This is a genomic window from Xanthomonas rydalmerensis (assembly GCF_033170385.1).
Taxonomy (GTDB): domain Bacteria; phylum Pseudomonadota; class Gammaproteobacteria; order Xanthomonadales; family Xanthomonadaceae; genus Xanthomonas_A; species Xanthomonas_A rydalmerensis.
The window spans coordinates 2,214,238-2,238,394 of record NZ_CP126170.1; the positions used below are offsets into that span (position 1 = coordinate 2,214,238).

Sequence of the window (24,157 nt, forward strand, 5' to 3'; positions counted from 1 at the left end):
TTTGCGAATCCCCAATCCCCAATCCCCAATCCCAGCCTTCAAGCTACTATCGCCCCCTCTCCGTTACCCGCATTTCCGCTGCGCATGACCGCAACTCCCGATCCCCAGCAGCGTGCCGCCGAGTTGCGCCAGCGCATCGACGACGCCAACCACCGCTACTACGTGCTCGACGACGCCGCGATCCCCGATGCCGAGTACGACGCGCTGATGCGCGAGCTGGAAGCGCTGGAAGCCGCGCACCCTGAGCTGGCCAGCGCGGACTCGCCGACACGCAAGGTCGGTGCGCGGCCGGACGGTGGCTTCCCGGAGGTGCGCCACGCGATCCCGATGCTGTCGTTGGCCAATGCCTTCGAAACCCCGGGCGTGGCCGAGGACGCCGACGACCGCACGCGCTTCGCCGAAGTCGCCGATTTCGAGCGCCGCATCGAGCGCGAACTGGAACTGGCCGCGCCGGTGTTCTCGGTCGAGCCGAAGCTCGACGGCCTGGCGATCAGCCTGCGCTACGAGGATGGCGTGTTCGTGCAGGGTGCCACCCGCGGCGACGGCAGCACCGGCGAGGACGTCACCGCCAACCTGCGCCAGGTGCGCTCGGTACCGCTGAAGTTGCGCGACCTCGGCACGCCGCCGCCAGCGGTGCTGGAGGTGCGCGGCGAGATCTACATGCCGCGCGCCGCGTTCGCCGCGTGGAATGCGCAGGCGCTGGAGCGCAACGAGAAGCTGTTGGCCAATCCGCGCAATGGCGCGGCGGGGTCGCTGCGTCAGCTCGATCCGGCGGTCACCCGACGCCGGCCGCTGGCGTTCTTCGCCTACTCGGTGGGCGAGGTGCGTGGCCTGGAGCTGCCCGAAACCCATTCGCAGACGCTGCAACTGCTGCGCGACTACGGCTTCCCGGTGGCGCCGGAGGCGGACACCGCCACCGGCTTCGATGGCCTGATCGCCTATTTCCGCCGCATCGGCGCCGCCCGCGACAGCCTGCCGTACGACATCGACGGCGTGGTCTACAAGCTCGACGACTACGACCAGCAACAGGCGATGGGCTTCGTCTCGCGCGCACCGCGCTGGGCGCTGGCGCACAAGTTCCCGGCGCAGGAACAATCCACCGTGCTGCGCGCGATCGAGGTGCAGATCGGCCGCACCGGCGCGGTCACCCCGGTGGCGCGGCTGGAGCCGGTGCAGGTCGCCGGCGTCACCGTCACCAATGCCACCTTGCACAACGCCGACCAGATCGCGCGGCTGGACGTGCGCGAGGGCGATACGGTGATCGTGCGCCGTGCCGGCGACGTGATCCCGGAAGTGGTGCGGGTGATCGAGGAGCGGCGTCCGCCCGGCACCGTGCCGTGGACGATGCCGGCAGCGTGCCCGGTGTGCGGCTCGGAACTGGTCAAGGAAGAGGACGCGGTGGCCTGGCGCTGCAGCGGCGGCTTGGCCTGCGCCGCGCAGCGCAAGGAAGCCTTGCGGCACTTCGCCTCGCGCCGCGCGCTGGACATCGAAGGCCTGGGCGAGCGCCAGGCCGACGCGCTGGTCGAGTTCGGCTTCGTGCAGTCGCTGGCCGATCTGTACGCGCTGAGCGTGGAGGACCTGGTGCGGATGAAGGCCGCGCTGGACGCGGCCACCGCCGCCGATCTGCTGCAGGCGCTGGAGGACAGCAAGGGCGCACTGGCGCTGGACGCGGCCGGCCGCGCGGCGCTGGAGGACGAGGCCACACCGTGGCGACGCGCCGACTTCCTGCGCACGCACCTGGCGGTGGATCTGAGCGGCAAGCTGGCGACGAAATGGGCCGAGAACCTAGTGGCCGGCATCGACGCCAGCCGCACCACGACCCTGCCGCGCTTCCTGTTCGCGCTGGGCATTCCGCACCTGGGCGAGACCACGGCCAAGGCGCTGGCCTACTGGCTGGGCTCGCTGGCGTTCGTGCGCAGCACCCCGGCGGTGCTGCTGCAGGCGCTGCCGGACATCGGCGGCGAGGTGGCGCGCTCGATCGCGACGTTCTTCGAGCAGCCCGGCAACGCCGCGGTGGTCGATGCCTTGATCGCGGCCGGCATCGGCTTCTCCGACGAGGGCAAGCCGCCGGCGGAACTGCGCGAGCGCCTGGACCTGGCGCACCTGCTCGGCACGCTGCCGGTGGACAAGCTCGGCGGCAAGAGCGCGCAGCGGCTGGCCGCCACCTACGGCACCCTGGATGCCCTGTTGCGCGCCAACGAAAGCGGCTGGACCGGGGCCGGCCTGTCCACGGCCGGCGCCGCCAACCTGGCCGCGTACCTGGCCGACCCGGCGCAGAAGCAGGCCTTGCTGGAGGCCGAGGCGGCGATGCAGCGCCTGCTCGACGCCGCACCGGCACAGACGCAACGCCGCGCCGGCCCACTGGACGGGCAGACCGTGGTGCTGACCGGCACGTTGACCGCGCTGACCCGCGACGAGGCCAAGGCGCAACTGGAGGCGCTGGGCGCCAAGGTCGCCGGCAGCGTGTCGAAGAAGACCGCGTTCGTGGTCGCCGGCGAGGCCGCCGGCTCCAAGCTCGACAAGGCGCAGGAACTGGGTGTGGCGGTGTGGGACGAGGCGCAGCTGCTGGCGTTCCTGCAATCGCCGGGGCAGGGCGCATGAGTGCGCTCGGCACGGCGCAGGAGGAACTGCGCTGGCGCACCGCCGGCGTGGCCGACCAGCCGGCCTTGCTGGCGATGCTGCAGGCGTTCTACGCCGAGGACGGCATCGCCTTCGATACAGAGCGGGTGACGCGCGGCCTGCAGGCGCTGCTCACGCAGCCGGCGCTGGGCGAGGCGCTGCTGTGGCTGGCGCCGGACGGCACGGTGGTCGGCTATGCGTTGATCACCGCTTGTTTCAGCGTCGAACTGGGCGGGCGCTATCTGCTGCTCGACGAGTTGTACCTGGGCCCGGCCGCGCGCGGCCGTGGCTGGGGCCGGCGCGCGGTGGCGCTGGTCGAGGCGCGCGCCCGCGCGCTGGGCGCGGACGTGCTGCGGATGGAGGTCAACCACCACAACGCCGCCGCCAAGCGCCTGTACCTGGGCCTGGGCTACCGCGACGACGCGCGCGACCAACTGAGCCGCCGGCTCGACGCGGCGCACTGATGGACCTGCTGTCCGCGCTGCAGTTGCGCGCCCGGCTCAATGCCGCCATCCGCGGCTTCTTCGCCGCGCGCGGCGTGCTGGAAGTGGAGACGCCGATGCTGTCGGCGGCCGGCAACACCGAGCCGAACATCGACAGCTTCCAGACCCGCTTCAGCGGCCACGTCGATGCCGGTCCGGCGTTGCGCTGGCTGCGCACCTCGCCCGAGTACCCGCTGAAGCGGCTGCTCGCCGCCGGCATCGGCGACTGCTACGAACTGGGGCGGGTGTTCCGCAACGGCGAGGCCGGCGGCCGCCACAATCCCGAGTTCACCATGCTCGAGTGGTACCGGGTGGGCTGGGATCACCGGCAGCTGATCGACGAAACCGTGGAGCTGGTGCGCACGGCGCTGGCCCTGGTCGGGCGCAGCGCCACGCTGCAGGTGCTCAGCTACCGCGACCTGTTCCTGCAGGGGCTGGAGCTGGATCCGTTCACTGCGCCCCTGGAGGCGCTGCAGCAGCCATTGCGCGATATCCGCATCGACGCCGACGGCCTTGGCCGCGACGACTGGCTGGACCTGCTGATGACCCACCGCCTGCAGCCGGCGTTCCCGGCCGATCGCCTCACCGTGGTTCACGACTGGCCGGCCAGCCAGTGCGCGCTGGCGCGCATCCGCGACGGCGATCCGCCGGTGGCCGAGCGCTTCGAGCTGTACCTGGGCGGCTACGAGCTGGCCAACGGTTACCACGAGCTCAACGATGCCGGCGAGCAGCGCCGCCGCTTCCTGCGCGACCATGCGCTGCGCCAGGCGCGCGGTGCGGTGCTGCCGCCGCTGGACGAACGCCTGCTGCAGGCGCTGCCGGCGTTGCCCGATTGCGCGGGCGTGGCGGTCGGCGTGGACCGGTTGCTGATGGCGATGCGCGGCACCGCGCAGATCGGCGACGTGCTCGCCTACGATTTCGCGCATGCCTGAACCGGTCTTCATGAACGGCTTCGATACGTTGTTGCGCTGTCCACATCGATGATGGTTTGATCGGGCACGGCATGCGCTCACGGCGCGCCAGCAGGTCTTCGTTGTTCAGGTTCTAGGCATAGGGGCAGAGCCAAGCATGAAGTGGGCGTACGGGCTCGGTGGCTGGTGTTGGCTGGGATTGGCGGCAAGCGTGTGGCCGATGCCGTCGCCGGCGCAGAACGCCGATGCGTACGACGCCGCGGTGGTGCGCTGCGAATCGCGCGACATGACCTGGGTGCATTGCCCGATGCCCACCGAGCAGGGCGTGCAACTGGTGCGACAACTGTCCGACAACGACTGCATCCGCGGCAGCGAGTGGGGCTCCGACGCCACCGGCGTGTGGGTGACCCTGGGGTGCCGCGCCGAATTCCGTCCAAATCCGGGGGAGACGCCGCGCAGCGCCATGCGCCGCGTGTTGCGTTGCGAGTCCGACGGGCGCCTGGAGAGCTGCCCGGTGATGCTGCGTGGGGCGCCGGTGCGCCTGATGCGGCAGCTGTCGTCGGTGCCGTGTCGCGAGGAGCGCAGCTGGGGCGTGCGCCGCAACGAGATCTGGGTCGCGCGCGGCTGTCGCGGCGAGTTCGAGATCGGCGCCGCCGACGGCTCCGGCTTCCCCGCCGGTCCGCGGCCGGTGCTGTGCGAATCCAAGGGCAAGGCGCGGCGCCGCTGCGGGGTCAGCGTGCAGGACCGTGTCGAACTGCGTCGGCAACTGTCCGGCGCCGCCTGCGTGCAGGACGACAGCTGGGGCTGGGACCGCGACGGCATCTGGGTCGACAAGGGCTGCCGCGCCGAGTTCAGCGTCAATTGATCGCGCTGGCGCTGCGGCGCCGCGCTCGGTCCTCAATCCGCAATCGCCGGCGTTTACAATGGCGCGATGAACGCCGCCCTCGATATCGATTACGCCCGCTACGACCATATCCGCCCGATCCTGTGGACCGGCGATGCGCTGGAACTGCTGGACCAGCGCAAGCTGCCGTTCGCGGTGGAACACGTGCGCTGCAGTGACAGCGACCAAGTGGCCGCGGCGATCCACGCCCTGGCCGTGCGCGGCGCGCCCGCGATCGGCATCGCCGCCGGCTGGGGCACGGTGCTGGCGGCGCGCGAGGTGCAGGCCGAGAACGGTGCCGAGGCGCTGCTGAAACTGGAGCCAGCCCTGCAGCGGCTCAATGCCGCGCGGCCGACCGCGGTCAACCTGGCCTGGGCGCTGGCGCGCATGCGCAGCGTGCTGGGCGCAGCCGGCAGCGACTGGCGCTTGGTGCTGGAGCGCGAAGCGCAGGCGATCGCCGAAGAGGATCTGGCCGCCAACCGGCACATGGGCGCGCTCGGCGCCGGCCTGATCGCCGCCGGCAGCGGCGTGCTGACCCACTGCAACACCGGTTCGCTGGCCACTGCCGGCTTCGGCACCGCACTGGGCGTGATCCGCGCCGGCGTCGCCCAGCAACGCATCGCCAAGGTGTTCGCCGGCGAGACCCGGCCGTGGCTGCAGGGAGCGCGGCTGACCGTGTGGGAACTGCAGCAGGACGGCATCGACGCGACCCTGATCGCCGATTCGGCGGCTTCGCACCTGATGAAGACCGGAGCGGTGCAGTGGGTGATCGTCGGCGCCGACCGCATCTGCGCCAACGGCGACACCGCCAACAAGATCGGCACCTACCAACTGGCGATCGCCGCGCGCCACCACGGCGTCAAGTTCATGGTGGTGGCGCCGTCGTCCACCGTGGACATGGACACCGCCGAAGGCGCGCAGATCGAGATCGAGCAGCGCGACCCGGGCGAACTGTTCGGCGTCGGCGGCACCCGCACCGTGGCCGACGGCATCGCCGCCTGGAACCCGGTGTTCGACGTGACACCGGCCGCGCTGATCGATGCCATCGTCACCGAGCGCGGGGTGATCGAGCAGCCGGACCCGGCGCGCATGCGCGCGGCCTTCGGCGGCTGACGTCGGGAGCAGCGCCACAGCGCCCGGCAAACGCGGCCGATGGCGCGCAAGTGCTTGTTCGGGCCGGCAAAAACCGGGCAATCGGGCGCCCGTCATGCTAGAATCCGGCGGTTCGATCGACCGCCGTGCGCCCTAGGCGTGCGGCCGCGGCGGGCCTGCCTGTCGCGGGCCGGCGTCGTGGTCGATCCGCCACCAGACTTACGGAACCCGAATGGCAGAATCCGCCAAGGAAATCATCCAGGTCAACCTGGAAGACGAGATGCGCAAGAGCTACCTCGATTACGCCATGAGCGTGATCGTGGGGCGTGCCCTCCCGGATGCGCGCGACGGCCTCAAGCCGGTGCATCGCCGCGTGTTGTTCGCGATGAACGAGTTGGGCGCGCACAGCAACAAGCCCTACTACAAGTCGGCGCGTATCGTCGGCGACGTCATCGGTAAGTACCACCCGCACGGCGATCAGTCGGTGTACGACACCCTGGTGCGCATGGCGCAGCCGTTCTCGCTGCGCTACCTGATGGTGGACGGGCAGGGTAACTTCGGTTCGGTCGACGGCGACTCCGCCGCGGCGATGCGTTACACCGAGGCGCGCATGTCGCGGCTCGCGCACGAGATGATGGCCGACATCGACAAGGAAACCGTCGATTTCCAGCCCAACTACGACGAGAAGGAACAGGAGCCGTCGGTGATGCCGACGCGCTTCCCGAGCCTGCTGGTCAACGGCTCGGCCGGCATCGCGGTGGGCATGGCCACCAACATCCCGCCGCACAACCTGACCGAGTCGATCAATGCCTGCCTGGCACTGATCGACAATCCGCAGATCGACGTCGACGGGTTGATGGAGCACATCCCCGGCCCGGATTTCCCGACCGCCGGCATCATCAATGGCACCACCGGCATCGTCGCCGGCTACCGCACCGGCCGCGGCCGTGTGCGCATGCGTGCCAAGGCCGAGATCGAGATCCAGGACAACGGCCGCGAAGCGATCGTGGTCACCGAGATCCCGTACCAGGTCAACAAGGCGCGGCTGATCGAGAAGATCGCCGAGCTGGTCAAGGAAAAGAAGCTCGAAGGCATCAGCGAGCTGCGCGACGAGTCCGACAAGGACGGCATGCGCATCTACATCGAGGTCAAGCGCGGCGAAGCCGCCGACGTGGTGCTGAACAACCTGTACCAGCAGACCCAGATGGAGTCGGTGTTCGGCATCAACATGGTGGCGCTGGTCGACGGCCGCCCGCAGTTGATGAACCTCAAGCAGATGCTGGAGGCGTTCGTCCGCCACCGCCGCGAAGTGGTCACCCGCCGCACCATCTTCGAACTGCGCAAGGCGCGCGCCCGCGCGCACATCCTGGAAGGCCTGACCGTCGCGCTCGCCAACATCGACGAGATGATCGAGCTGATCAAGACCTCGGCGAACCCGAACGAAGCGCGCGAGCGCATGCTGGCCAAGACCTGGCAACCGGGCCTGGTCGGCGCGCTGCTCGGCGCGGCCGGCGCCGAGGCCTCGCGTCCGGAAGACCTGCCCAGCGGTGTCGGCCTGGTCAACGGCGGCTACCAGCTGACCGAGGTGCAGGCCACGCAGATCCTGGAAATGCGCCTGCACCGCCTGACCGGCCTGGAGCAGGAGCGCCTGACCGAGGAATACAAGCAACTGCTGGAGGCGATCGCGGGGCTGATCCGCATCCTGGAAAACCCGGACGTGCTGTTGCAGGTGATCCGCGAAGAGCTGGTCAACATCCGCGAGGAATACGGCGATGCGCGCCGTACCGAGATCCGCCACAGCGAGGAAGATCTGGACATCCTCGACCTGATCGCGCCGGAGGACGTGGTGGTGACCCTGTCGCATGCCGGCTACGCCAAGCGCCAGCCGGTCAGCGCCTACCGCGCGCAGCGTCGCGGCGGCCGCGGCCGCAGCGCGGCGGCGACCAAGGAAGAGGATTTCATCGACCAGCTGTGGCTGGTCAACACCCATGACACGCTGCTGACCTTCACCAGCAGCGGCAAGGTGTTCTGGCTGCCGGTGCACCAGTTGCCCGAAGCCGGACCGAACGCGCGCGGCCGTCCGATCGTCAACTGGATTCCGCTGGAGAACGGCGAGCGCGTGCAGGCGGTGTTGCCGGTGCGCGAGTACGCCGAAGGCCGCTACGTGTTCTTCGCCACCCGCAACGGCATGGTCAAGAAGACCCCACTGAGCGAGTTCGCGTTCCAGCGCAAGATCGGCAAGATCGCGATCAACCTGGACGAGGGCGACGCGCTGGTCGGCGTGGCGCTCACCGACGGCGAGCGCGACGTGCTGCTGTTCGCCTCCAACGGCAAGACCGTGCGTTTCTCCGAGCGGCCCAAGGACGACGAGGCCGATGATGCGGTCATCGACGAGGCCGGTGCCGACGAGGTCGCTGCGGCCGACGACGAGGCGGCGGGCGAGGAGGGCGACGAGACCCGTGGCGCGCGGCGCAAGAGCCGCGGCGGGGTCAAGCCGACCGGGCGCAGCAGCCGCGGCGTGCGCGGCATCCGCCTGGCCAAGAGCGAGTACGTGGTCAGCCTGATCGTGGCCGAGCCGGCCGTGGGCCAGGACGAGGATGCCGAGGATGTCGACGCCGCGGCGGACACCGAGGTCGATGCCGAGGCGCGCAATGGCGACGAGGCCGATGCCTACATCCTCACCGCGACCGAGAACGGCTACGGCAAGCGCACCCCGCTGGTCGAGTATCCGCGCAAGGGCCGTGGCACCCAGGGCGTGATCGGCATCCAGACCAGCGAGCGCAACGGCAAGCTGGTCGGCGCGGTGCTGCTGAGCACCCGCGACGAAGTGCTGTTGATCTCCGACGGCGGCACGCTGGTGCGGACCCGCGCCTCGGAAATTTCCCGCGTCGGCCGCAACACCCAGGGCGTGACCCTGATCCGCCTGTCCAAGGGCGAGAAGCTGCAGGCTGTCGAACGCCTGGATGGCTCGCTGGTCGAGGAAGACGTGCTGCCGGGCGAGGACGGCGTCGCCGAAGGCGCTGGCGAGGCGGCACCGCCGCAGGAGTGATCCGCGCCTGAGCGAACGACGACGCCGGCCTCGTGCCGGCGTCGTCGTTTTGGGGGTCGGTCAGCCAGATGCGGGCGAAGTGCTGCGAGTCCATGCAAGCGACGCCATGACCGCCGCCTGTGCGTCCGTTACGACACCGAATGCGCCCATGCCGGCAGGCAGTGGTCGCCTTCGACGGCACATGCCGCGTGACGCCCAGGTCGTCGCGGGGTCACGAAGACCGCAACGTTGCGTGTCAGTGTGTGTCGTCGAGAAACGCATCACGTTCACTGGCTGCTTGGGATAAGGATGCGCGGCGCACATGCGCCGCTGCCACGGCGGATGTTCCGCGTGGCCGTGTCCTGCAAGGAGTGGCAATGAATGCATTCGAACAAACGCAGCGTCGTGGCGGCTGGCCGCTGCGCCTGCTCGGCGGTGCCTGCGCGCTGATCGGCGTGGTGCTGGCGGCCGGTGGCGCCTGGCTGCTGGCGCTGGGCGGTTCCTGGTACTACCTGGTCGCCGGCGTCGGCCTGGCGATCTCCGGCATGCAGCTGTGGCGCGCGCGGCGCAATGGCGCGCTGTGGTTTGCCGCGACCTTCGTGCTGTCGCTGCTGTGGGCGGCATGGGAGTCGGGCGCCGATTACTGGCGCTGGGTGCCGCGCATGGGCCTGATGGTATTCCTGGCGTTGCTGCTGGCGCTGCTGCTGCCGCGGCTGGACCGGCCGTTCTCGCGCGCGCTGTCGCGCACGCTCGCCGCGGTGCTGGCGCTGGTGTTCGTCGGCGCGTTCGCGCTGGCGTTCCTGCCGTACGGGGTGACCGAGGCCGATGGCGCATTGGCGCATGCGGCCGGCATGGCCGCGGCGCTCAGGACCCCGCGTGCCGGCGTACAGCCGGCCGATGCGCCCGCCGATGCCGACTGGGCCGCCTACGGCCGCGACAACGCCGGCAGCCGCTATACGCCACTGCACCAGATCACGCCCGGCAACGTGGCGCAGTTGCGCACCGCCTGGACCTTCCGCACCGGCGACCTGCCGGACAAGCGCTGGGGCGCGGAGACCACGCCGCTGAAGATCGGCGACAGCCTGTACCTGTGCAGCGCACGCAACCAGCTGATCGCGCTGGATGCGCGCAGCGGCCGCGAACGCTGGCGCTACGATCCCAAGGTGGCCGACAAGGCGATCCCGTACACCGCCGCCTGCCGCGGCGTCAGCTACTACGCGGTGCCCGACGCCGAGGCCTCGACATCGACCGCGTGCCGCCATCGCATCATCGAAGGCACCCTGGACGGGCGCCTGATCGCCGTCGATGCCGCCGACGGCAAGCCGTGCGAGGACTTCGGCCAGCATGGCCAGGTCGACATCACCGTCGGCATGGGCTCCACGCCGCCCGGCTATGTCTCGATCAATTCGCCGCCGACCATCGTGCGCGGCGTGGTCGTCACCGGCCACCAGGTGCTGGACGGACAGAAGCGCTACGAACCCTCCGGCGTGATCCAGGGTTTCGACGCGGTGACCGGCGCGCTGCGCTGGGCCTGGGACATGACCCATCCGGACTGGACCGGTGCGCCACCGCCGGGGCAGACCTGGACCCGCGGCACCCCGAACATGTGGACCAGCGCCGCCGGCGACGAACAGCTCGGCTACGTGTACCTGCCGATGGGCAACTCCTCGGCCGACTACTGGAGCAGTTCGCGGACCCCGCAAGAGGATCGCTACGCGACCTCGCTGGTCGCGCTGGACGTCACCACCGGCAAGCCGGTGTGGAATTTCCAGACCACCCACATCGACGTGTGGGACTACGACCTGGGCTCGCAACCGACCCTGCTGGATTTCCCGCACGACGGCACGACCGTGCCGGCGGTGCTGCTGCCGAGCAAGCAGGGCGAGCTGTACGTGCTCGACCGGCGCACCGGCAAACCGCTGGTCGGAGTCGAGGAACGTCCGGTCCCGGGCGGCGGCGTAGAGCCGCAGCGCCGCGCCAAGACCCAGCCGTTCTCGCTGTACCACTCGCTGCGCAAGCGCGACCTGACCGAGCGCGACATGTGGGGCATGACCCCGATCGATCAGCTGGTGTGCCGCATCCAGTTCCGCAGCGCCAGCTACAAGGGCATCTACACGCCGCCCGAGGCTGATCGTCATTCGATCGAGTACCCAGGCTACAACGGCGGCTCGGACTGGGGCAGCGTGGCGGTGGATCCGCAGCGCGGGGTGATCGTCGCCAACTACAACGACATGCCCAACTACAACCGCCTGGTACCGCGGGCCAAGGCCGACAAGCTGGGCTGGGCGCCGCGCGACCAGGTGCGCGGCGACAGCGGCGGCGCGGAGGGCGCAGGCGATCCGCAGGCGGGCACGCCGTATGCGATCAACGTCAACGCCGGCTGGCGCCTGCCGTTCACCGGGCTGCTGTGCAAGCAGCCGCCCTACGGTGGCATCCGCGCGATCGACCTGGCCAGCGGCAAGACCCTGTGGGACCGTCCGTTCGGCAGTGCGCGGGGCAACGGCCCGTTCGGCATCCACTCCGGCTTGCCGATCGAGATCGGCACGCCCAACAACGGCGGTGCCGTGGTCAGCGCCAGCGGCCTGATCTTCATCGCCGCGGCCACCGACGACATGATCCGCGCGATCGACCTGGCCAGCGGCAAGACCCTGTGGCAGGCCAAGCTGCCGGCCGGCGGCCAGGCCACGCCGATGGTGTACGCGGTCGACGGCCGCGAGTACCTGGTCATCGTCGCCGCCGGCCACCACTTCATGGAGACCAAGCGTGGCGACTACGTGATCGCCTACGCGCTGCCGGCAGCGCCGTGATGATCGCCACCGCTGCGAGGTCGCGATGCGGCTTCGCAGCGGAGGGACGTGGCGGACGCGGGGCGGGCGTATTCGGACGCCCAGCATGCCGCGCAGCGAGCAGCGTTGCGTCGCGATTCGTCCGCGCGAGGCATGTGCGATTCGCAACCTGCAGGTAGGAGCGGCTTCAGCCGCGACAGGTTCTCCTAGGAAAGCCTGTCGCGGCTGAAGCCGCTCCTACGAGACACGACCGTGCCGGCGACGCATCGCGATCGCAGAGGTAGGCGTGGCAACTGACGTGTTTGCCCACGCCCATGTCACGCCTGCCAAGCGCAGGGCGGCGCTTACTCCAACTGGTCGCGCGCAAACGCCGCATCCAGCGCTTCCATCGCATCGCGCGGCTTGAGTTTGGCCGCCTTCTCGAACGCCGCGGCCGCGGCGTCCTCGCGCTTGTCGCCGTACAGCAACAGCAGCACGTTGGCGTGTTCGACGTGGGCGATCGGTGCGTCCGGCACCAGCTCCAGCGCCTGCTGGATGTGCTGTTCGGCGGTGGCGGCCTTGGCTCCGTAGGTCAGGCCGCCGATCATCGCCCCGACCTTGCCGATGATCTCGGCGTGGTACAGGGCCAGCGCCATGTGCGCCTCGGCATGCTTGGGTTCCAGTTCCAGCGCCGCTTCCAGCGACGCGCGCACCTTGCTGGCGATGCCCTGCTTGAGCGCCTTGACGATGCTCAGTCCCTGGCTGTACCGGCCCAGCGCGAAGGCGTGGCGGTAGTGGCTGTTGGCTTCGTCCGGCAGCGCGGCGATCGCCGCTTCGGCCAGCGTCGCGGCCTGTTGCAACCGCTGCAATTGCTCTTTTTCGTCGTCGACCAGATAGCCGGCGTGGATGCCGATCGCCTTGACCGCGACCGAGGCGCCGAACACGCCCAACGCCTTGCCCGCCTCGTAGGCCTGCTGGAACTGCCCGTGGTGGAAGGCCCGCCAGGCCTCGATCAGCGCCGCCGACAGCGACTGCGCGTCGCGGCCCTTGCCGGCCTTGCCGGCCGCGTCCAGCAGCGCCTGCGCGCGCGCCGGGTCCGGGTAGGGTTCGCAGTCGCCGGCGTGCAGCTTGGGCCAGGCCTTCTTCAACGCATCGCCGGCGTAGGCGTAGGCCTTGGCGTCGTACGGAAACGGCGCCCACGCGCCCGATGTTGCTGCCATGCGAATCTCCCTGTCTGCGCCGGCCACGGCGTCCGCGCCGAGCATGGCGCTGCGGCGGGCGCGTGGCAAGGGCGGTGGCGGATAGTGTGTTTGCTCAAGCCGCCGGCGCCAGCATGGCGCACATCGGGGCCACTGCCGGCCCAGTTGGAGATCGTGCGATGGCGACCAAGAAGCGTTCCACCTCCGCGCTGCGGCCGGACCGGCTGAACCCGCGGCACCTGTGGCTGGCCGGGCTGGGCGTGGTCGCGCTGACCCGCAAGCGCGCGCTGGCCGCCGCGGCCGATGCCGCGCAGGGCGCGGCGACCCTGAAGGCGCTGGCCACGCAACTGGCCGACGAGGCCGAGAGCAGCGTGCGCGAGGGCGCCGCCGCGTTGCGCGGCCAGGTGCAGCCGTTGAGCGCCGAGGTCGAGGCGCGCCTGCAGCCGGTGCTGGTCAAGCTGGGGTTGCAGGCCGCGCCGCACGCTACCTCGCGCAAACGTGCGGCCGCGCCCAAACCCGCCAAGCCTGCCGCCAAAAAGCGCGTGGCCGCGCGGCGGTCGCGAAGCGCCAGCAAGCGCAGCGCAGGGGCGCGATAGCCCGAGCACGGGCGTCGCCGGAATGGTGTCAGCGTGACTGCCGCCGTGTTGCAGCGGCATACGCGGCGCTTTGCATGGGGATCTTGCCTTAGGCCGTTGCATGCGATTCGGGGGATCGGTTGCACGCTCGCCAAAACAGTTCTCATTGATCACAATAAGGAATGAAAACGATTCTGTTGCTGAGCTGCCTGGTGGCCGCTCCTTTCGTCGCCCATGCCGCCACCTCGGCGGATAGCGGGACGTGTCTTGGCGCCGTCAAGCACGAACTCAGACTGGCCTGGCCGCAGAATCACACGATCAATATCGTGACCTTCGGGCACAGCGTGCCAGCTGGATACTTCGTCGTCCCGGCGGTGCACAGCAAGGATGCGTATCCGCAACGTATCGCCGATGCGTTGGAGCAGCTTTACCCAACGGCGGTCATCAACGTGATCACCTCGGCGGTGGGGGGCGAGAATTCCAGTCAGGGGCTAAGCCGGTTCGTCGCAGAGGGCCTGGGACATCTGCCGAGAGTGATCACGATCGATTATGGGCTCAACGATCGCAATTTGACTGTCGCGCAGTCGCGCTCCAACCTCGCCGCGATGATCCGTGAGGCACGTGCGGCGAATGCATGCGTGGTGCTGATGACGCCGAGTATTGATCTGAAGGGCGATCCGCCGGCGGCCAAGTCGACCTTGCTCGAACAGGTCGACATGATCCGCAAGCTCGCGAAGACAGAAGGTGTCTCGTTGGTCGATTCCTACGCGGCCTTTGCGGCCTACCAGGGGAATCGGCAAGACCTGATGGCGCAGTCGAATCATCCGAATGCAAAGGGGCATCAGCTCATCGCCGATAAGGTGGTCGAGCTGTTGAAGTAGTTTTCGTCGAGCCGGCGCTGCAACCGCAACGCTGCAGGAGACCTGCGCTCAGTTGCGCTGGGCGTCCATCAGCATGACTCGGTGTGCGCGTCCGGATGCGCGCAGGGCCGGCTGCGCTCGGGCATACTCGCCGGCCACGACCCGATCCGAGACGCCCACAGCATGCAGATCCGGCCAGCAACGCTCGACGATGCCGAGGCGATGGTCGCCGTGCAGAACGCGATCTTCGCGGCCGGGCTGCGCAAGGCGCCGACCGACCCGGCGACGGTGCGCGCGACCTACCTGCAGCATCCCGATCGCCTGCAGTGCGTACTGGCCGAAGACGCCGAGGGACGCGTCCTCGGTTTCCAGTCGCTGCGGATCGCGCGGCCCGGCAATGCCTACGACGTCGCCGAGGGCTGGGGCATCATCGGCACCCACGTCGATCCGCGTGGCGCCCGCCGCGGCGTCGGCAGTGCGCTGTTCCGCGCCACCTGCGCGGCGGCGCGTGGCGCCGGGCTGACCCGCATCGACGCCAGCATCGCTGCCGACAACGCGCTCGGCCAGGCGTACTACGAGGCCATCGGCTTTCGCACCTATCGCACGCCGCCGGGTTTGGTGTACAAGGTCTACCAGCTCGACGGCGACATCGCTAACGGCTGATCGTCGTCGCGCCCCCGCGCCCCCGCGCCCCCGCGCGCTGAGGCGCTGGGCGGGGTGCCTCAATCCAGATAGGCGTCCATCAGCGCGGCCAGGTGCGCGCGTTCGGCCTCGCGCAGGAACGGCGCGATCAGCCGCATCACCTGCACGATGCCGTGGCGGATCGCCACTTGCTCGTCCTTTTCGCCGCGTGCGGCCGCGTAGTTGAGCCAGAACGTGGCCACCACCAGCGCGTTGGTGGCCACGCCCGCCAGTTCCTGGGCGCTGGCGCGCATCGCCCCGGTCTGCGCCAACCCCTGGAACACCGCCTGCACGCTGGCGTCGGCGCGGCGCAGGATGCGCGCGAAGCGCAGGCGCAGGCGCCGGCTGCGGCTGAGGATCTCGACCAGATCGCGGTACAGGAAGCGGTAGTCCCAGATGCACTCGAACACCAGGTGCAACTGCAGCCAGATGTCCTCCAGCCCGGGCAGGCGCGCACTCGGCAGCGCCAGCGCCGCGTCCATGCGCTCCTCATAGCGCGCGAACAGGTGCTCGATGATGTCGTCCTTGTTGCGGAAGTGGTAGTACAGGTTGCCGGGGCTGATCTCCAGCTCGTCGGCGATGTGGTTGGTGGTGACGTGCGGCTCGCCCTGCGCGTTGAACATCGCAAGGGCGGTCTCGAGGATGCGCCGCCGGGTGTCGCGGGCCATCAGGCCAGCAGCTTCTTCACCAGGTCCACGTACTTCTTCTGCGCGTCGGCCTGCGGCATGCCCTTGAGCTTGGCCCAGGCCTCGTACTTGGCGGTGCCGACGAAGTCGAAGAAGCCGGGCTTGGCGCCGCTCACGTCGCCCTCCGAGCCTTGCTTGTACAGCGCGTAGAGCCGCAACAGGGTGTCGTTGTCGGGACGCTCCGCGCGTTGCTTGATGTCCTGGACCGCTTTCTCGAAGGCTGCCTTGCTGTCCGCCATGATCCCGCTCCGCCCTGACCGGCAGGCATCACAGCACGGGCGACCGGCCGGGTCAACGCGGTCCGTGGCCGTCCGCGCCTGCGGCGGCCGGCGCGGACGCTGGGGTCACAGCATCGACAATGCGTCGAGCTGCCGGGTGTCGGCGATGCGTTCGTGCGCGTGCGCGGCCTGTTCGTGCGCCGCCTGTGCCTGCCGCGCCAGCGAGGCCTTGGCCGCGATCGAGCGGATCGCATCGGTCACTTCGGCCAGCGGCACCTGGCTGCCGAGCCGCTGGAAGGTGTCGCGACTGTTGTAGCCGGAGCCGTCGCGCAGGTACTGCTCGTACATGGTCAGCAGTTCGGTGCAGGCCGCGGTCAGGGTTTCCATGTTGTTGCGGGCCAGGGCGTGGCCGACCTGGTCGAGGTTGTGCAGGCAGTCGGACAGCCAGTGCAGGTCGTAGCGCGCGCTGGCCGGCTCCGGCCCGTTGTGGCCGCGGCTGTAGGCGCTGTAGCGGCGGATGCTGCGCGCCACGCGGGCGACGTGGGCAAGCAGGGTGCCGACCTCGTCGGCGATGTCGATTTGCGCCAGGGCGATGGTCGACGGCGGCGCAGCCGGCACCGGCGCTGGCGCCGCCTTCGGCGCTGCCGTGGCAGGTGCGGCAGTGGCGGACGCGGCCGCCGTGGGCGCCGCCGCCGCGGGCGCCGCCTCGTATTCGAGGGTCGCGCGCAGGCGCTCGTGGTCCTGGCGCAATGTTTCCAGTTCCTGCGCGCTGGCGGCGGCCTGCGCCTTCAGCTGGCTCAGCGCCGCCTGATACCGCGCGATGGCCTCCTTCGCAGTCGCGTCGCGTCGATAGGCATGCCCCAGACGCTGGAACAAGCCATGCGCGAACGCTGTGGCAACGGCAGCCCACAGCGCCACGGCAGGAGTGAGGTAGATCAGGATGCCCATGCAGGCTCCTTGAAACGATGCATCCCTTGTCGGCGTGTTTCCGCCGAACTTGAGGGTCTATCGTTCGAGGGGTGACGCAGTTCCGGTTTGAGGTGACAGCCACCGTCCGACGCCCCGGACAGGTAGCGCGTGGGCTGTCGCGACGCTAGGGAGCGGGCTTGGACAGCGCCTTCGACTTGGCGTACAGCGCCTTGGCGATCTCCGCATCGCCCAGTGCTGCGTGACATTCGGCCAGGCTGTCCCAGACGTTGGCCGAGTCCGGAAACAGCACGGTGTTGAGGGTGAATACCTTCAGCGCCCTGGCAGCGCCGAGGCTCTCGCGGATGGCGTAGCCGCTGGCGTTGATCGCGCGCTCCTGTTCGCTGGCAGGGACGCCGTTGCCGTCGTGCAGCCACGCGCGCATGGCATCCGTCGCGCCGGCGCCATCGTCCAGCGCATAGGCGATCAAGCGCTCGGAGAGCAGCGCATGCGGGAATTCCTTCGGGGCGGCCTGCGCCATCGTGCTGTCCACCAGCGTGCTGGACCAGACATTGCGGGCGCTGCCGTTGGTGAAATACACGAAGATCCAGTAGCCATTGCGCAGGCTGCCTTTGTAGGCCAGCCGCGCCCGCACGCGGGTGCCGCCATCGTGGCCGACCTGGGTGTAGCCATCGCTGCGGGTGGTATCCCAACCGGTGGAGAAGAAATTGCTGCCGCCGCCGGCCAGCGTCTGCGGCTGCCACAGTCGTTCCAGCGTCGCCGTCGGCACCAGCCTGCCGGTGGCCAGTGCCTGCAGGAAGCTGTTCATGTCGCCGACGCTGGTCTGCAGATCGGCGTGGCCCCAGCCGTAGTTCGGCCAGGGGTCTTCATCGGCCGGCTGCAGCGCGCCGTCCTTGCCGAGATACGGCACCGCCGCGCGATCCGGCGGGACGCTGGCCCGGCCCCACGACGTACTGCGCATCTGTAGCGGCCGCAGGATGCGTTCGCGCGCGATGGCGGGGTAGGGCTTGCGGTAGTGCGCTTCCAGCAGGGCGGTCAGCACCAGGTAGTTGGCCTGGGTGTACTGCACCCGGCTGCCGGTGGCGAACTGCATCGGTGCCGCGCCGGCCACCTTCAGTGCGGCGGCAAGGTCGGGTGCCACGCCGGGGTAGCCCTTGCTCACCCAGCGGTTGTCCACGCGGTCGTAGTACTCGGCGATGCCGGAACTGTGATTGAGGAAATCGCGGACGTGGATCGTCTGCCACGCGGCCGGCAGCTGCGGAACGTAGCGGCTGGCTGGGGCATCCAGATCCACCTTGCCCTGATCCACCAACTGCATCACCAGCGTACTGGTCAACAGCTTGGCCATCGACTGCGCGGTGAAGATGGAATCGACGGTGGCCGGCGCGTGGCTGGCCGGATCGCGTTCGCCACTGGCGCCCTGGTAGAGCACCCGACCGTTGTGCGCGACCAGCACCGCCTGGCCGGCAATACCATAGCGTTCGCGGTTGACCTGCAGTTGCGCGTCCAGTCGCGCGGCAAGGGTGTCCGCGCTATCCCGAGCCGAGGCAGGCATGCTGCCGAGCAAGGTGCAGAGCAGCGTGGCAGCAAGGGCGCGAACCATCGCGGTGATCCATCAGTGGCGATGGCGCATCATGGGTGCCCTGGAAAACAGGGTCAAGCGTCGCGAGGCGCGCCTTGCTCGACTGCGGATCGCAGGCATGCACCTTTGCCTATCGGGCCGGGCGCACCTTGGCGCGACAGAATGCAGGCGGATGCCGGCCAGTGGCCAGCACCCCTCGTCGGCACCCGATCAACCCAGAATACCCGGCAGATCCAGTTCCTTCTCCTTCGCGCAGTCCATCGCGATCGGGTAGCCCGCATCGGCATGCCGCATCACCCCCGTGGCCGGGTCGTTCCACAACACCCGGGCGATGCGCCTGGCCGCGGCCTCGGTGCCGTCGCAGACGATGACCATGCCGGCGTGCTGCGAGAAGCCCATGCCGACGCCGCCGCCGTGGTGCAGCGACACCCAGGTGGCGCCGCTGGCGGTGTTGAGCAGGGCGTTGAGCAGCGGCCAGTCGGAGACCGCGTCCGAGCCGTCGGCCATGGCTTCGGTCTCGCGGTTCGGCGAGGCGACGCTGCCGCTGTCCAGATGGTCGCGGCCGATCACCACCGGCGCCTTCAGTTCGCCCTTGGCGACCATCTCGTTGAACGCCAGTCCCAGGCGGTCGCGGTCGCCCAGGCCGACCCAGCAGATGCGCGCCGGCAGGCCCTGGAACTTGATCTTCTCGGCGGCCATGTCCAGCCAGCGGTGCAGGTGCGGGTTGTCCGGGATCAGTTCCTTGACCTTGGCGTCGGTCCTGGCGATGTCCTCCGGGTCGCCGCTCAGCGCGGCCCAGCGGAACGGGCCGACGCCGCGGCAGAACAGAGGGCGGATGTAGGCGGGGACGAAGCCGGGGAAATCGAATGCATCGGTGACGCCTTCTTCCAGCGCCATCTGCCGCAGATTGTTGCCGTAGTCCACGGTCGGCACACCCAGCGCGTGGAAGGCGAGCATGGCGCGGATGTGGTTGGCCATCGAGTCGCGCGCGGCGGCCTCCACTTCCTTGGGCGCGCTCGCGCGCTTTTCGTCCCACTGCTCGACGCTCCAGCCCTGCGGCAGGTAGCCGTTGACCGGGTCGTGCGCGGAGGTCTGATCCGTCAGCAGGTCCGGCTTGACGCCACGGACCAGCAGTTCATCCAGCACGTCGGCGACATTGCCGAGCAGGCCGACCGACAGCGGCTTCTTTGCCGTGCACGATTCGCCGATCAGGCGCAGCGCCTCGTCCAGATTATCGGTCCAGGTGTCCAGGTAGCCGGTGCGCAGGCGCATCTCGATGCTGCTCTTGCGGCACTCCACCGCCAGGCACGAGGCGCCGGCCATCACCGCGGCCAGCGGCTGCGCGCCGCCCATGCCGCCGAGGCCGCCGGTGAACAGCCACTTCCCGGACAGGTCGCCGCCGTAGTGCTGCCGGCCCATTTCCACGAAGGTTTCGTAGGTGCCCTGGACGATGCCCTGCGCGCCGATGTAGATCCAGCTGCCGGCGGTCATCTGGCCGTACATGGCCAGGCCCTTTTTATCCAGCTCGTTGAAGTGGTCCCAGTTGGCCCAGCGCGGCACCAGGTTGGAGTTGGCGATCAGCACCCGCGGCGCGTCGGCATGGGTGCGGAACACGCCGACCGGCTTGCCCGACTGCACCAGCAGGGTCTGGTCGTCGTCCAGGCGCTTGAGCGTTTCCACGATCGCGTCGAAGGATTCCCAGTCGCGCGCCGCGCGGCCGATGCCGCCGTACACCACCAGTTCCTGCGGGCGCTCGGCCACGTCCGGGTGCAGGTTGTTCATCAGCATGCGCAGCGGCGCTTCGGTCAGCCAGCTCTTGGCGGTGAGCGTGCTGCCGGTGGGGGCGTGGATGCGGCGGGTGGCGTCGAGGCGGGTCATGCGGGAATCCTCAGGTGGATGCGCGGAAGGCGGAACGCGGTGCGCGCGCGTCAGTTGGCGACGCGGCCGGATGCGGCGGGGCTGCGGGCGAAGGCGAGGCAGGCCTGCAGCACCTGCTGCAGCACCGCGCGCAGCGGCGCGGCGTGGTCGGGTTGCCAGGGTGACGGCCAGGTGCTGGGGTCGACCGTGTCCGGCTCGTGCATGTAGCCGCGGCAGGCCAGTTCCATCTGGATCGCGTGCACGCCGTCGGCCGGCGCGCCGTGGTGGCGGGTGCTCCAGCCACCCTTGAAGCGGCCGTTGCGCACATGGCTGAAGCCGCTATCGGCGCAGACGCGCTCCACCGCATCGGTCAGCTCCGCCGCGCAACTGCTATCCACCGCACCGGAGGCGCCGGCACTGCCGATGTTGAACTGCGGCAGCTCGCCGTCGAACAGGTGCGGAATGCGCGAGCGGATCGAATGCGCGTCGTACACCACGATCGCCGGGTGCCGGGCGCGCAGGCGCGCGATCTCCGCATCCAGCGCGGCGTGGTAGGGCGCGAACCAGCGCGTGCGGCGCGCGTCGATCTCGGTCGCATCCGGCTCGGCGCCGGGCCGGTACAGCGGTTGCGCGTCGAAGGTGGTCAGCGGGCACAGCCCGGTGGTGTTCTGGCCGGGATACAGCGACACCCCGGCCGGGTCGCGGTTGACGTCGATCACCGAGCGCGAGATCGCGGTGCGCACGGTGGTCGCGCCGAGTGTCTTGGCGAAGTCGTACAGCAGGTGCACCCACCAGTCGGCATCGCGCTGCGCCAGCCATGGCGAGACGAAACGCTCGGCCAGCGCCTCCGGCAACTCGGTGCCGGTATGCGGGAAGCTGACGATCAGCGGCGCATCGCCGCGGTGCACGGTGAGCCAGTCGGGCAGGGATGTCATACGGCCTCGCGGGTTGTGCTGTTCTGTAGGAGCGGCTTTAGCCGCGACAGGGCATTGCCGGGAAAGCCCGGTCGCGGCTAAAGCCGCTCCTACAAGGGGTCGTCGGATTAGACGCTGACCTCGGGCAACGGCATCCCCACCGCCGCGGCCAGCGCGCCGTCGCGCACCAGCGCGGTGGCGGCCAGCATGTCCGGGTGGAAATAGCGGTCGTCCTGCAGCGCCGGCACGCGGGCGCGCAGCAGCGCGCGTGCCGCTTCCAGGGCGGCGCTGGAGCGCAGCGGCGCGTGGAAGTCGCAGCCCTGCGCGGCCGCCAGCAATTCGATACCGACCACGTTGGCCGCGTTCTCGGCCATCGCCAGCAGGCGCCGCGCGCCGTGCGCGGCCATCGACACGTGGTCTTCCTGGTTGGCCGAGGTCGGGATCGAGTCGACGCTGGCCGGATAGGCGCGCTGCTTGTTCTCCGAGACCAGCGCCGCGGCGGTCACCTGCGGGATCATGAAGCCGGAGTTGAGGCCGGGCTTGGGCGTCAGGAACGCCGGCAGCCCGGACAGCGCCGGGTCCACCAGCATGGCGACGCGGCGCTCGCTGATCGAGCCGATCTCGCACACCGCCAGCGCCAGCATGTCGGCGGCGAAGGCCACCGGCTCAGCGTGGAAGTTGCCACCGGACAGCGCCTCGCCGGTATCGCTGAACACCAGCGGGTTGTCGGAGACGCCGTTGGCCTCGGTGGCCAGGGTGGTGGCGGCCTGGCGCATCACGTCCAGCGCCGCGCCCATCACCTGCGGTTGGCAGCGCAGGCAGTACGGGTCCTGCACGCGCACGTCGTTGTCGCGGTGCGAATCGCGGATCGCCGAGTCGTGCATCAATTCACGCAGCGCGGCGGCGGTGGCGATCTGCCCGGGCTGGCCGCGCAGCGCATGGATGCGCGGATCGAACGGGGTGTCCGAGCCTTTCGCGGCCTCGGTGGACAGCGCGCCGGCGACCAGCGCGGCATGGAACACGCGCTCGATCTCGAACAGCCCCGCCAGCGCATAGGCGGTGGAGAACTGGGTGCCGTTGAGCAGTGCCAGGCCCTCCTTGGCGCCGAGCGTCAGCGGCTGCAGCCCGGCCTGGGCCAGCGCCTGCGCCGCCGGCAGGCGCGCGTCGCCGACGAAGGCCTCGCCGACGCCGAGCATCACCGTGGCCAGGTGCGCCAGCGGCGCCAGGTCGCCGGAGGCGCCGACCGAGCCCTGGCACGGCACCACCGGGATCACCTCGTGGTGCAGCAGCGCCTCCAGCAGCGCCAGCGTCTGCGGCTGCACGCCGGAGGCGCCCTGGGCCAGGCTGGCCAGCTTCAGCGCCATCATCAGCCGCACCACCGGCACCGGCATCGGCGCGCCGACCCCGGCCGCGTGCGACAGCACGATGTTGCGCTGCAGGGCCTGCAGGTCCTCGCGCTCGATGCGCACGCTGGCCAGCTTGCCGAAACCGGTGTTGATGCCGTACACCGGCGCGCCGGTGGCGACGATCGCCTCCACGGTGCGCGCGCTGCGCAGCACTGCGTCGGCGCAGGCCGGGTCCAGGCGTACGCTGGCGCCGCGGTACACGGCGCGCCACTGCGCCAGGCTCACCGCGCCGGGGCGCAGCAGGATCTCGTCGTCGCTCATTGTCCTCTCCATATACGCGCATGCAGTGGGTTGAAGCCCATGCGATAGACCAATTCGGCCGGTTCGGCGATGTCCCAGATCGCCAGGTCGCAGGCCAGCCCGGCGCGCAGCCGGCCGACCTGGTCCTGGCGCCCGAGCGCGCGCGCCGCCTCGCGGGTGAAGCCGGCGATGCACTCGGCTACGGTCAGCCGGAACAGCGTCGCCGCCAGGTTCATCGCCAGCAGCGGACTGGTCAGCGGCGAGGTGCCGGGGTTGCAGTCGGTGGCCAGCGCGCGCGGCACGCCCGCGGCGCGCAGCGCGGCGATCGGCGGCAGCTGGGTGTCGCGGGTGAAATAGAACGCGCCCGGCAGCAGCACCGCGACAGTGCCGGCGGCAGCCATCGCGGCGACGCCTGCGTCGTCCAGGTATTCGACATGGTCGGCCGAGCGCGCGCCGTAGCGTGCGGCCAGCGCCGCGCCGCCCTGGTTGGACAGTTGCTCGGCATGGATCTTCAGCGCCAGGCCGTGGCGCTGCGCGGCCTGGAAGACCTGCTCGGTCTGCGCCGGGGTGAACGCCAGATGCTCGCAGAACACGTCCACCGCCTCGGCCAGGCCCTGCGCGGCGACGGCCGGTATCATGCTGTCGCAGACCTCGTCGATGTAGGCCTGCGCCTCGGCCCCGGGCGGCACGGCGTGCGCGCCGAGGAAGGTCGGCGACACTGCCACGGGGCGGAGTTCGCCCAGGCGCCGCGCCACGCGCAGCAGGCGCAGTTCGTCCTCCAGGGTCAGGCCGTAGCCGGACTTGATCTCCACCGTGGTCACGCCTTCGGCCAGCAGCGCGTCGAGCCGCGGCAGGCTGGCGGCGAGCAGGGCGTCCTCGTCGGCGGCACGGGTGGCGCGCACCGTGGAGACGATGCCGCCGCCGGCGCGGGCGATGTCGGCGTAGCTGGCGCCGAGCAATCGCTGCTCGAACTCGCCGGCGCGGTTGCCGGCATAGACCAGATGGGTGTGGCAGTCGATCAGGCCGGGGCCGATCCAGCGCCCGCCGCAATCGATGCTGCGTTGTGCCGACAGCGGGCCGGGCAATTGCGCGGCGGCGCCGGCGTAGACGATGCGCCCGTCGCGGCAGGCCACCACGCCGTCGTGGACCAGCCCCACTCCGCCGTCCTCGGCGTCCAGCGTCATCAGGTGCGCGTTGTGCCAGAGCGTGTCGCAGGGCATGGTCACGGGCGG

Annotated in this window: 19 protein-coding genes; 10 read left to right on the forward strand and 9 right to left on the reverse strand. The window is 70.0% G+C overall.

Going from position 1 to position 24,157, the window contains the following annotated elements; all coding sequences use genetic code 11:
- Positions 1-84 precede the first annotated feature (84 nt).
- From ligA to QN245_RS09235, 7 genes are all read left to right on the forward strand, one after another.
- Entirely contained in the window at positions 85-2,601 is a 2,517-nt protein-coding gene (gene ligA / locus QN245_RS09205) for an NAD-dependent DNA ligase LigA (RefSeq protein WP_317845116.1), read from the forward strand.
- Positions 2,598-3,083: a GNAT family N-acetyltransferase gene (locus tag QN245_RS09210; protein WP_317845117.1), complete on the forward strand. Its 486-nt coding sequence runs from the start codon at positions 2,598-2,600 to the stop codon at positions 3,081-3,083. The genes ligA and QN245_RS09210 overlap by 4 nt, the downstream gene beginning before the upstream one ends.
- Positions 3,083-4,033, forward strand: coding sequence for an EF-P lysine aminoacylase EpmA (epmA, locus tag QN245_RS09215; RefSeq protein WP_317845118.1), 951 nt, complete (start codon positions 3,083-3,085; stop codon positions 4,031-4,033). The genes QN245_RS09210 and epmA overlap by 1 nt, the downstream gene beginning before the upstream one ends.
- Positions 4,034-4,169: 136 nt before the next feature.
- The gene (locus QN245_RS09220) at positions 4,170-4,877 is read left to right on the forward strand and encodes a DUF3011 domain-containing protein (RefSeq protein WP_167087747.1); all 708 of its coding nucleotides are present in this window, start codon (positions 4,170-4,172) and stop codon (positions 4,875-4,877) included.
- A gap of 66 nt (positions 4,878-4,943) precedes the next feature.
- A complete protein-coding gene (gene mtnA, locus QN245_RS09225) occupies positions 4,944-6,008 on the forward strand; it encodes an S-methyl-5-thioribose-1-phosphate isomerase (RefSeq protein WP_317845119.1) in 1,065 nt (354 codons plus the stop codon).
- 211 nt (positions 6,009-6,219) lie between these two features.
- Complete coding sequence (gyrA, locus tag QN245_RS09230) at positions 6,220-9,036, forward strand: DNA gyrase subunit A (protein WP_317845120.1); 2,817 nt, start codon at positions 6,220-6,222, stop codon at positions 9,034-9,036.
- A gap of 356 nt (positions 9,037-9,392) precedes the next feature.
- Positions 9,393-11,822: a membrane-bound PQQ-dependent dehydrogenase, glucose/quinate/shikimate family gene (locus tag QN245_RS09235; RefSeq protein WP_317845121.1), complete on the forward strand. Its 2,430-nt coding sequence runs from the start codon at positions 9,393-9,395 to the stop codon at positions 11,820-11,822.
- A gap of 323 nt (positions 11,823-12,145) precedes the next feature.
- Here QN245_RS09235 and QN245_RS09240 read toward each other — a convergent pair whose 3' ends face one another.
- Positions 12,146-13,000 (reverse strand): tetratricopeptide repeat protein, encoded by an 855-nt coding sequence (locus QN245_RS09240; RefSeq protein ID WP_317845122.1) that lies wholly within the window; start codon positions 12,998-13,000, stop codon positions 12,146-12,148.
- 158 nt (positions 13,001-13,158) lie between these two features.
- On the opposite strand from QN245_RS09240, the gene QN245_RS09245 reads away from it, so the two are divergent.
- The 3 genes from QN245_RS09245 to QN245_RS09255 all read left to right on the forward strand — a co-directional run bounded on the left by QN245_RS09245 (position 13,159) and on the right by QN245_RS09255 (position 15,077).
- Positions 13,159-13,575, forward strand: coding sequence for a hypothetical protein (locus QN245_RS09245; RefSeq protein ID WP_184447779.1), 417 nt, complete (start codon positions 13,159-13,161; stop codon positions 13,573-13,575).
- A 161-nt stretch (positions 13,576-13,736) separates the two neighbouring features.
- The gene (locus QN245_RS09250) at positions 13,737-14,435 is read left to right on the forward strand and encodes an SGNH/GDSL hydrolase family protein (RefSeq protein ID WP_184447780.1); all 699 of its coding nucleotides are present in this window, start codon (positions 13,737-13,739) and stop codon (positions 14,433-14,435) included.
- Positions 14,436-14,597: 162 nt separating this feature from the next.
- On the forward strand, positions 14,598-15,077 hold the full coding sequence (locus QN245_RS09255; RefSeq protein WP_317845123.1) for a GNAT family N-acetyltransferase: 480 nt from the start codon (positions 14,598-14,600) through the stop codon (positions 15,075-15,077).
- Between the two features lie 59 nt (positions 15,078-15,136).
- On the opposite strand, the gene QN245_RS09260 is transcribed toward QN245_RS09255, so the two are convergent.
- From QN245_RS09260 to hutI, 8 genes are all read right to left on the reverse strand, one after another.
- Complete coding sequence (locus tag QN245_RS09260; protein ID WP_160967842.1) at positions 15,137-15,763, reverse strand: TetR/AcrR family transcriptional regulator; 627 nt, start codon at positions 15,761-15,763, stop codon at positions 15,137-15,139.
- Positions 15,763-16,020 carry an acyl-CoA-binding protein gene (locus QN245_RS09265; RefSeq protein WP_010342548.1) on the reverse strand — a complete coding sequence of 86 codons (258 nt, stop codon included), beginning with the start codon at positions 16,018-16,020 and terminating at the stop codon, positions 15,763-15,765. The genes QN245_RS09260 and QN245_RS09265 overlap by 1 nt, the downstream gene beginning before the upstream one ends.
- Positions 16,021-16,125: 105 nt before the next feature.
- A complete protein-coding gene (locus QN245_RS09270; protein WP_317845124.1) occupies positions 16,126-16,947 on the reverse strand; it encodes a hypothetical protein in 822 nt (273 codons plus the stop codon).
- A gap of 145 nt (positions 16,948-17,092) precedes the next feature.
- A complete protein-coding gene (locus tag QN245_RS09275) occupies positions 17,093-18,529 on the reverse strand; it encodes a serine hydrolase domain-containing protein (RefSeq protein WP_317845125.1) in 1,437 nt (478 codons plus the stop codon).
- Positions 18,530-18,718: 189 nt separating this feature from the next.
- A complete protein-coding gene (hutU, locus tag QN245_RS09280; protein ID WP_317845126.1) occupies positions 18,719-20,386 on the reverse strand; it encodes a urocanate hydratase in 1,668 nt (555 codons plus the stop codon).
- A gap of 50 nt (positions 20,387-20,436) precedes the next feature.
- Positions 20,437-21,300 carry an N-formylglutamate deformylase gene (gene hutG / locus QN245_RS09285; RefSeq protein WP_317845127.1) on the reverse strand — a complete coding sequence of 288 codons (864 nt, stop codon included), beginning with the start codon at positions 21,298-21,300 and terminating at the stop codon, positions 20,437-20,439.
- A 107-nt stretch (positions 21,301-21,407) separates the two neighbouring features.
- Positions 21,408-22,946 carry a histidine ammonia-lyase gene (gene hutH / locus QN245_RS09290; protein ID WP_317845128.1) on the reverse strand — a complete coding sequence of 513 codons (1,539 nt, stop codon included), beginning with the start codon at positions 22,944-22,946 and terminating at the stop codon, positions 21,408-21,410.
- Positions 22,943-24,145, reverse strand: coding sequence for an imidazolonepropionase (gene hutI / locus QN245_RS09295; RefSeq protein ID WP_317845335.1), 1,203 nt, complete (start codon positions 24,143-24,145; stop codon positions 22,943-22,945). The genes hutH and hutI overlap by 4 nt, the downstream gene beginning before the upstream one ends.
- Positions 24,146-24,157: the final 12 nt, after the last annotated feature.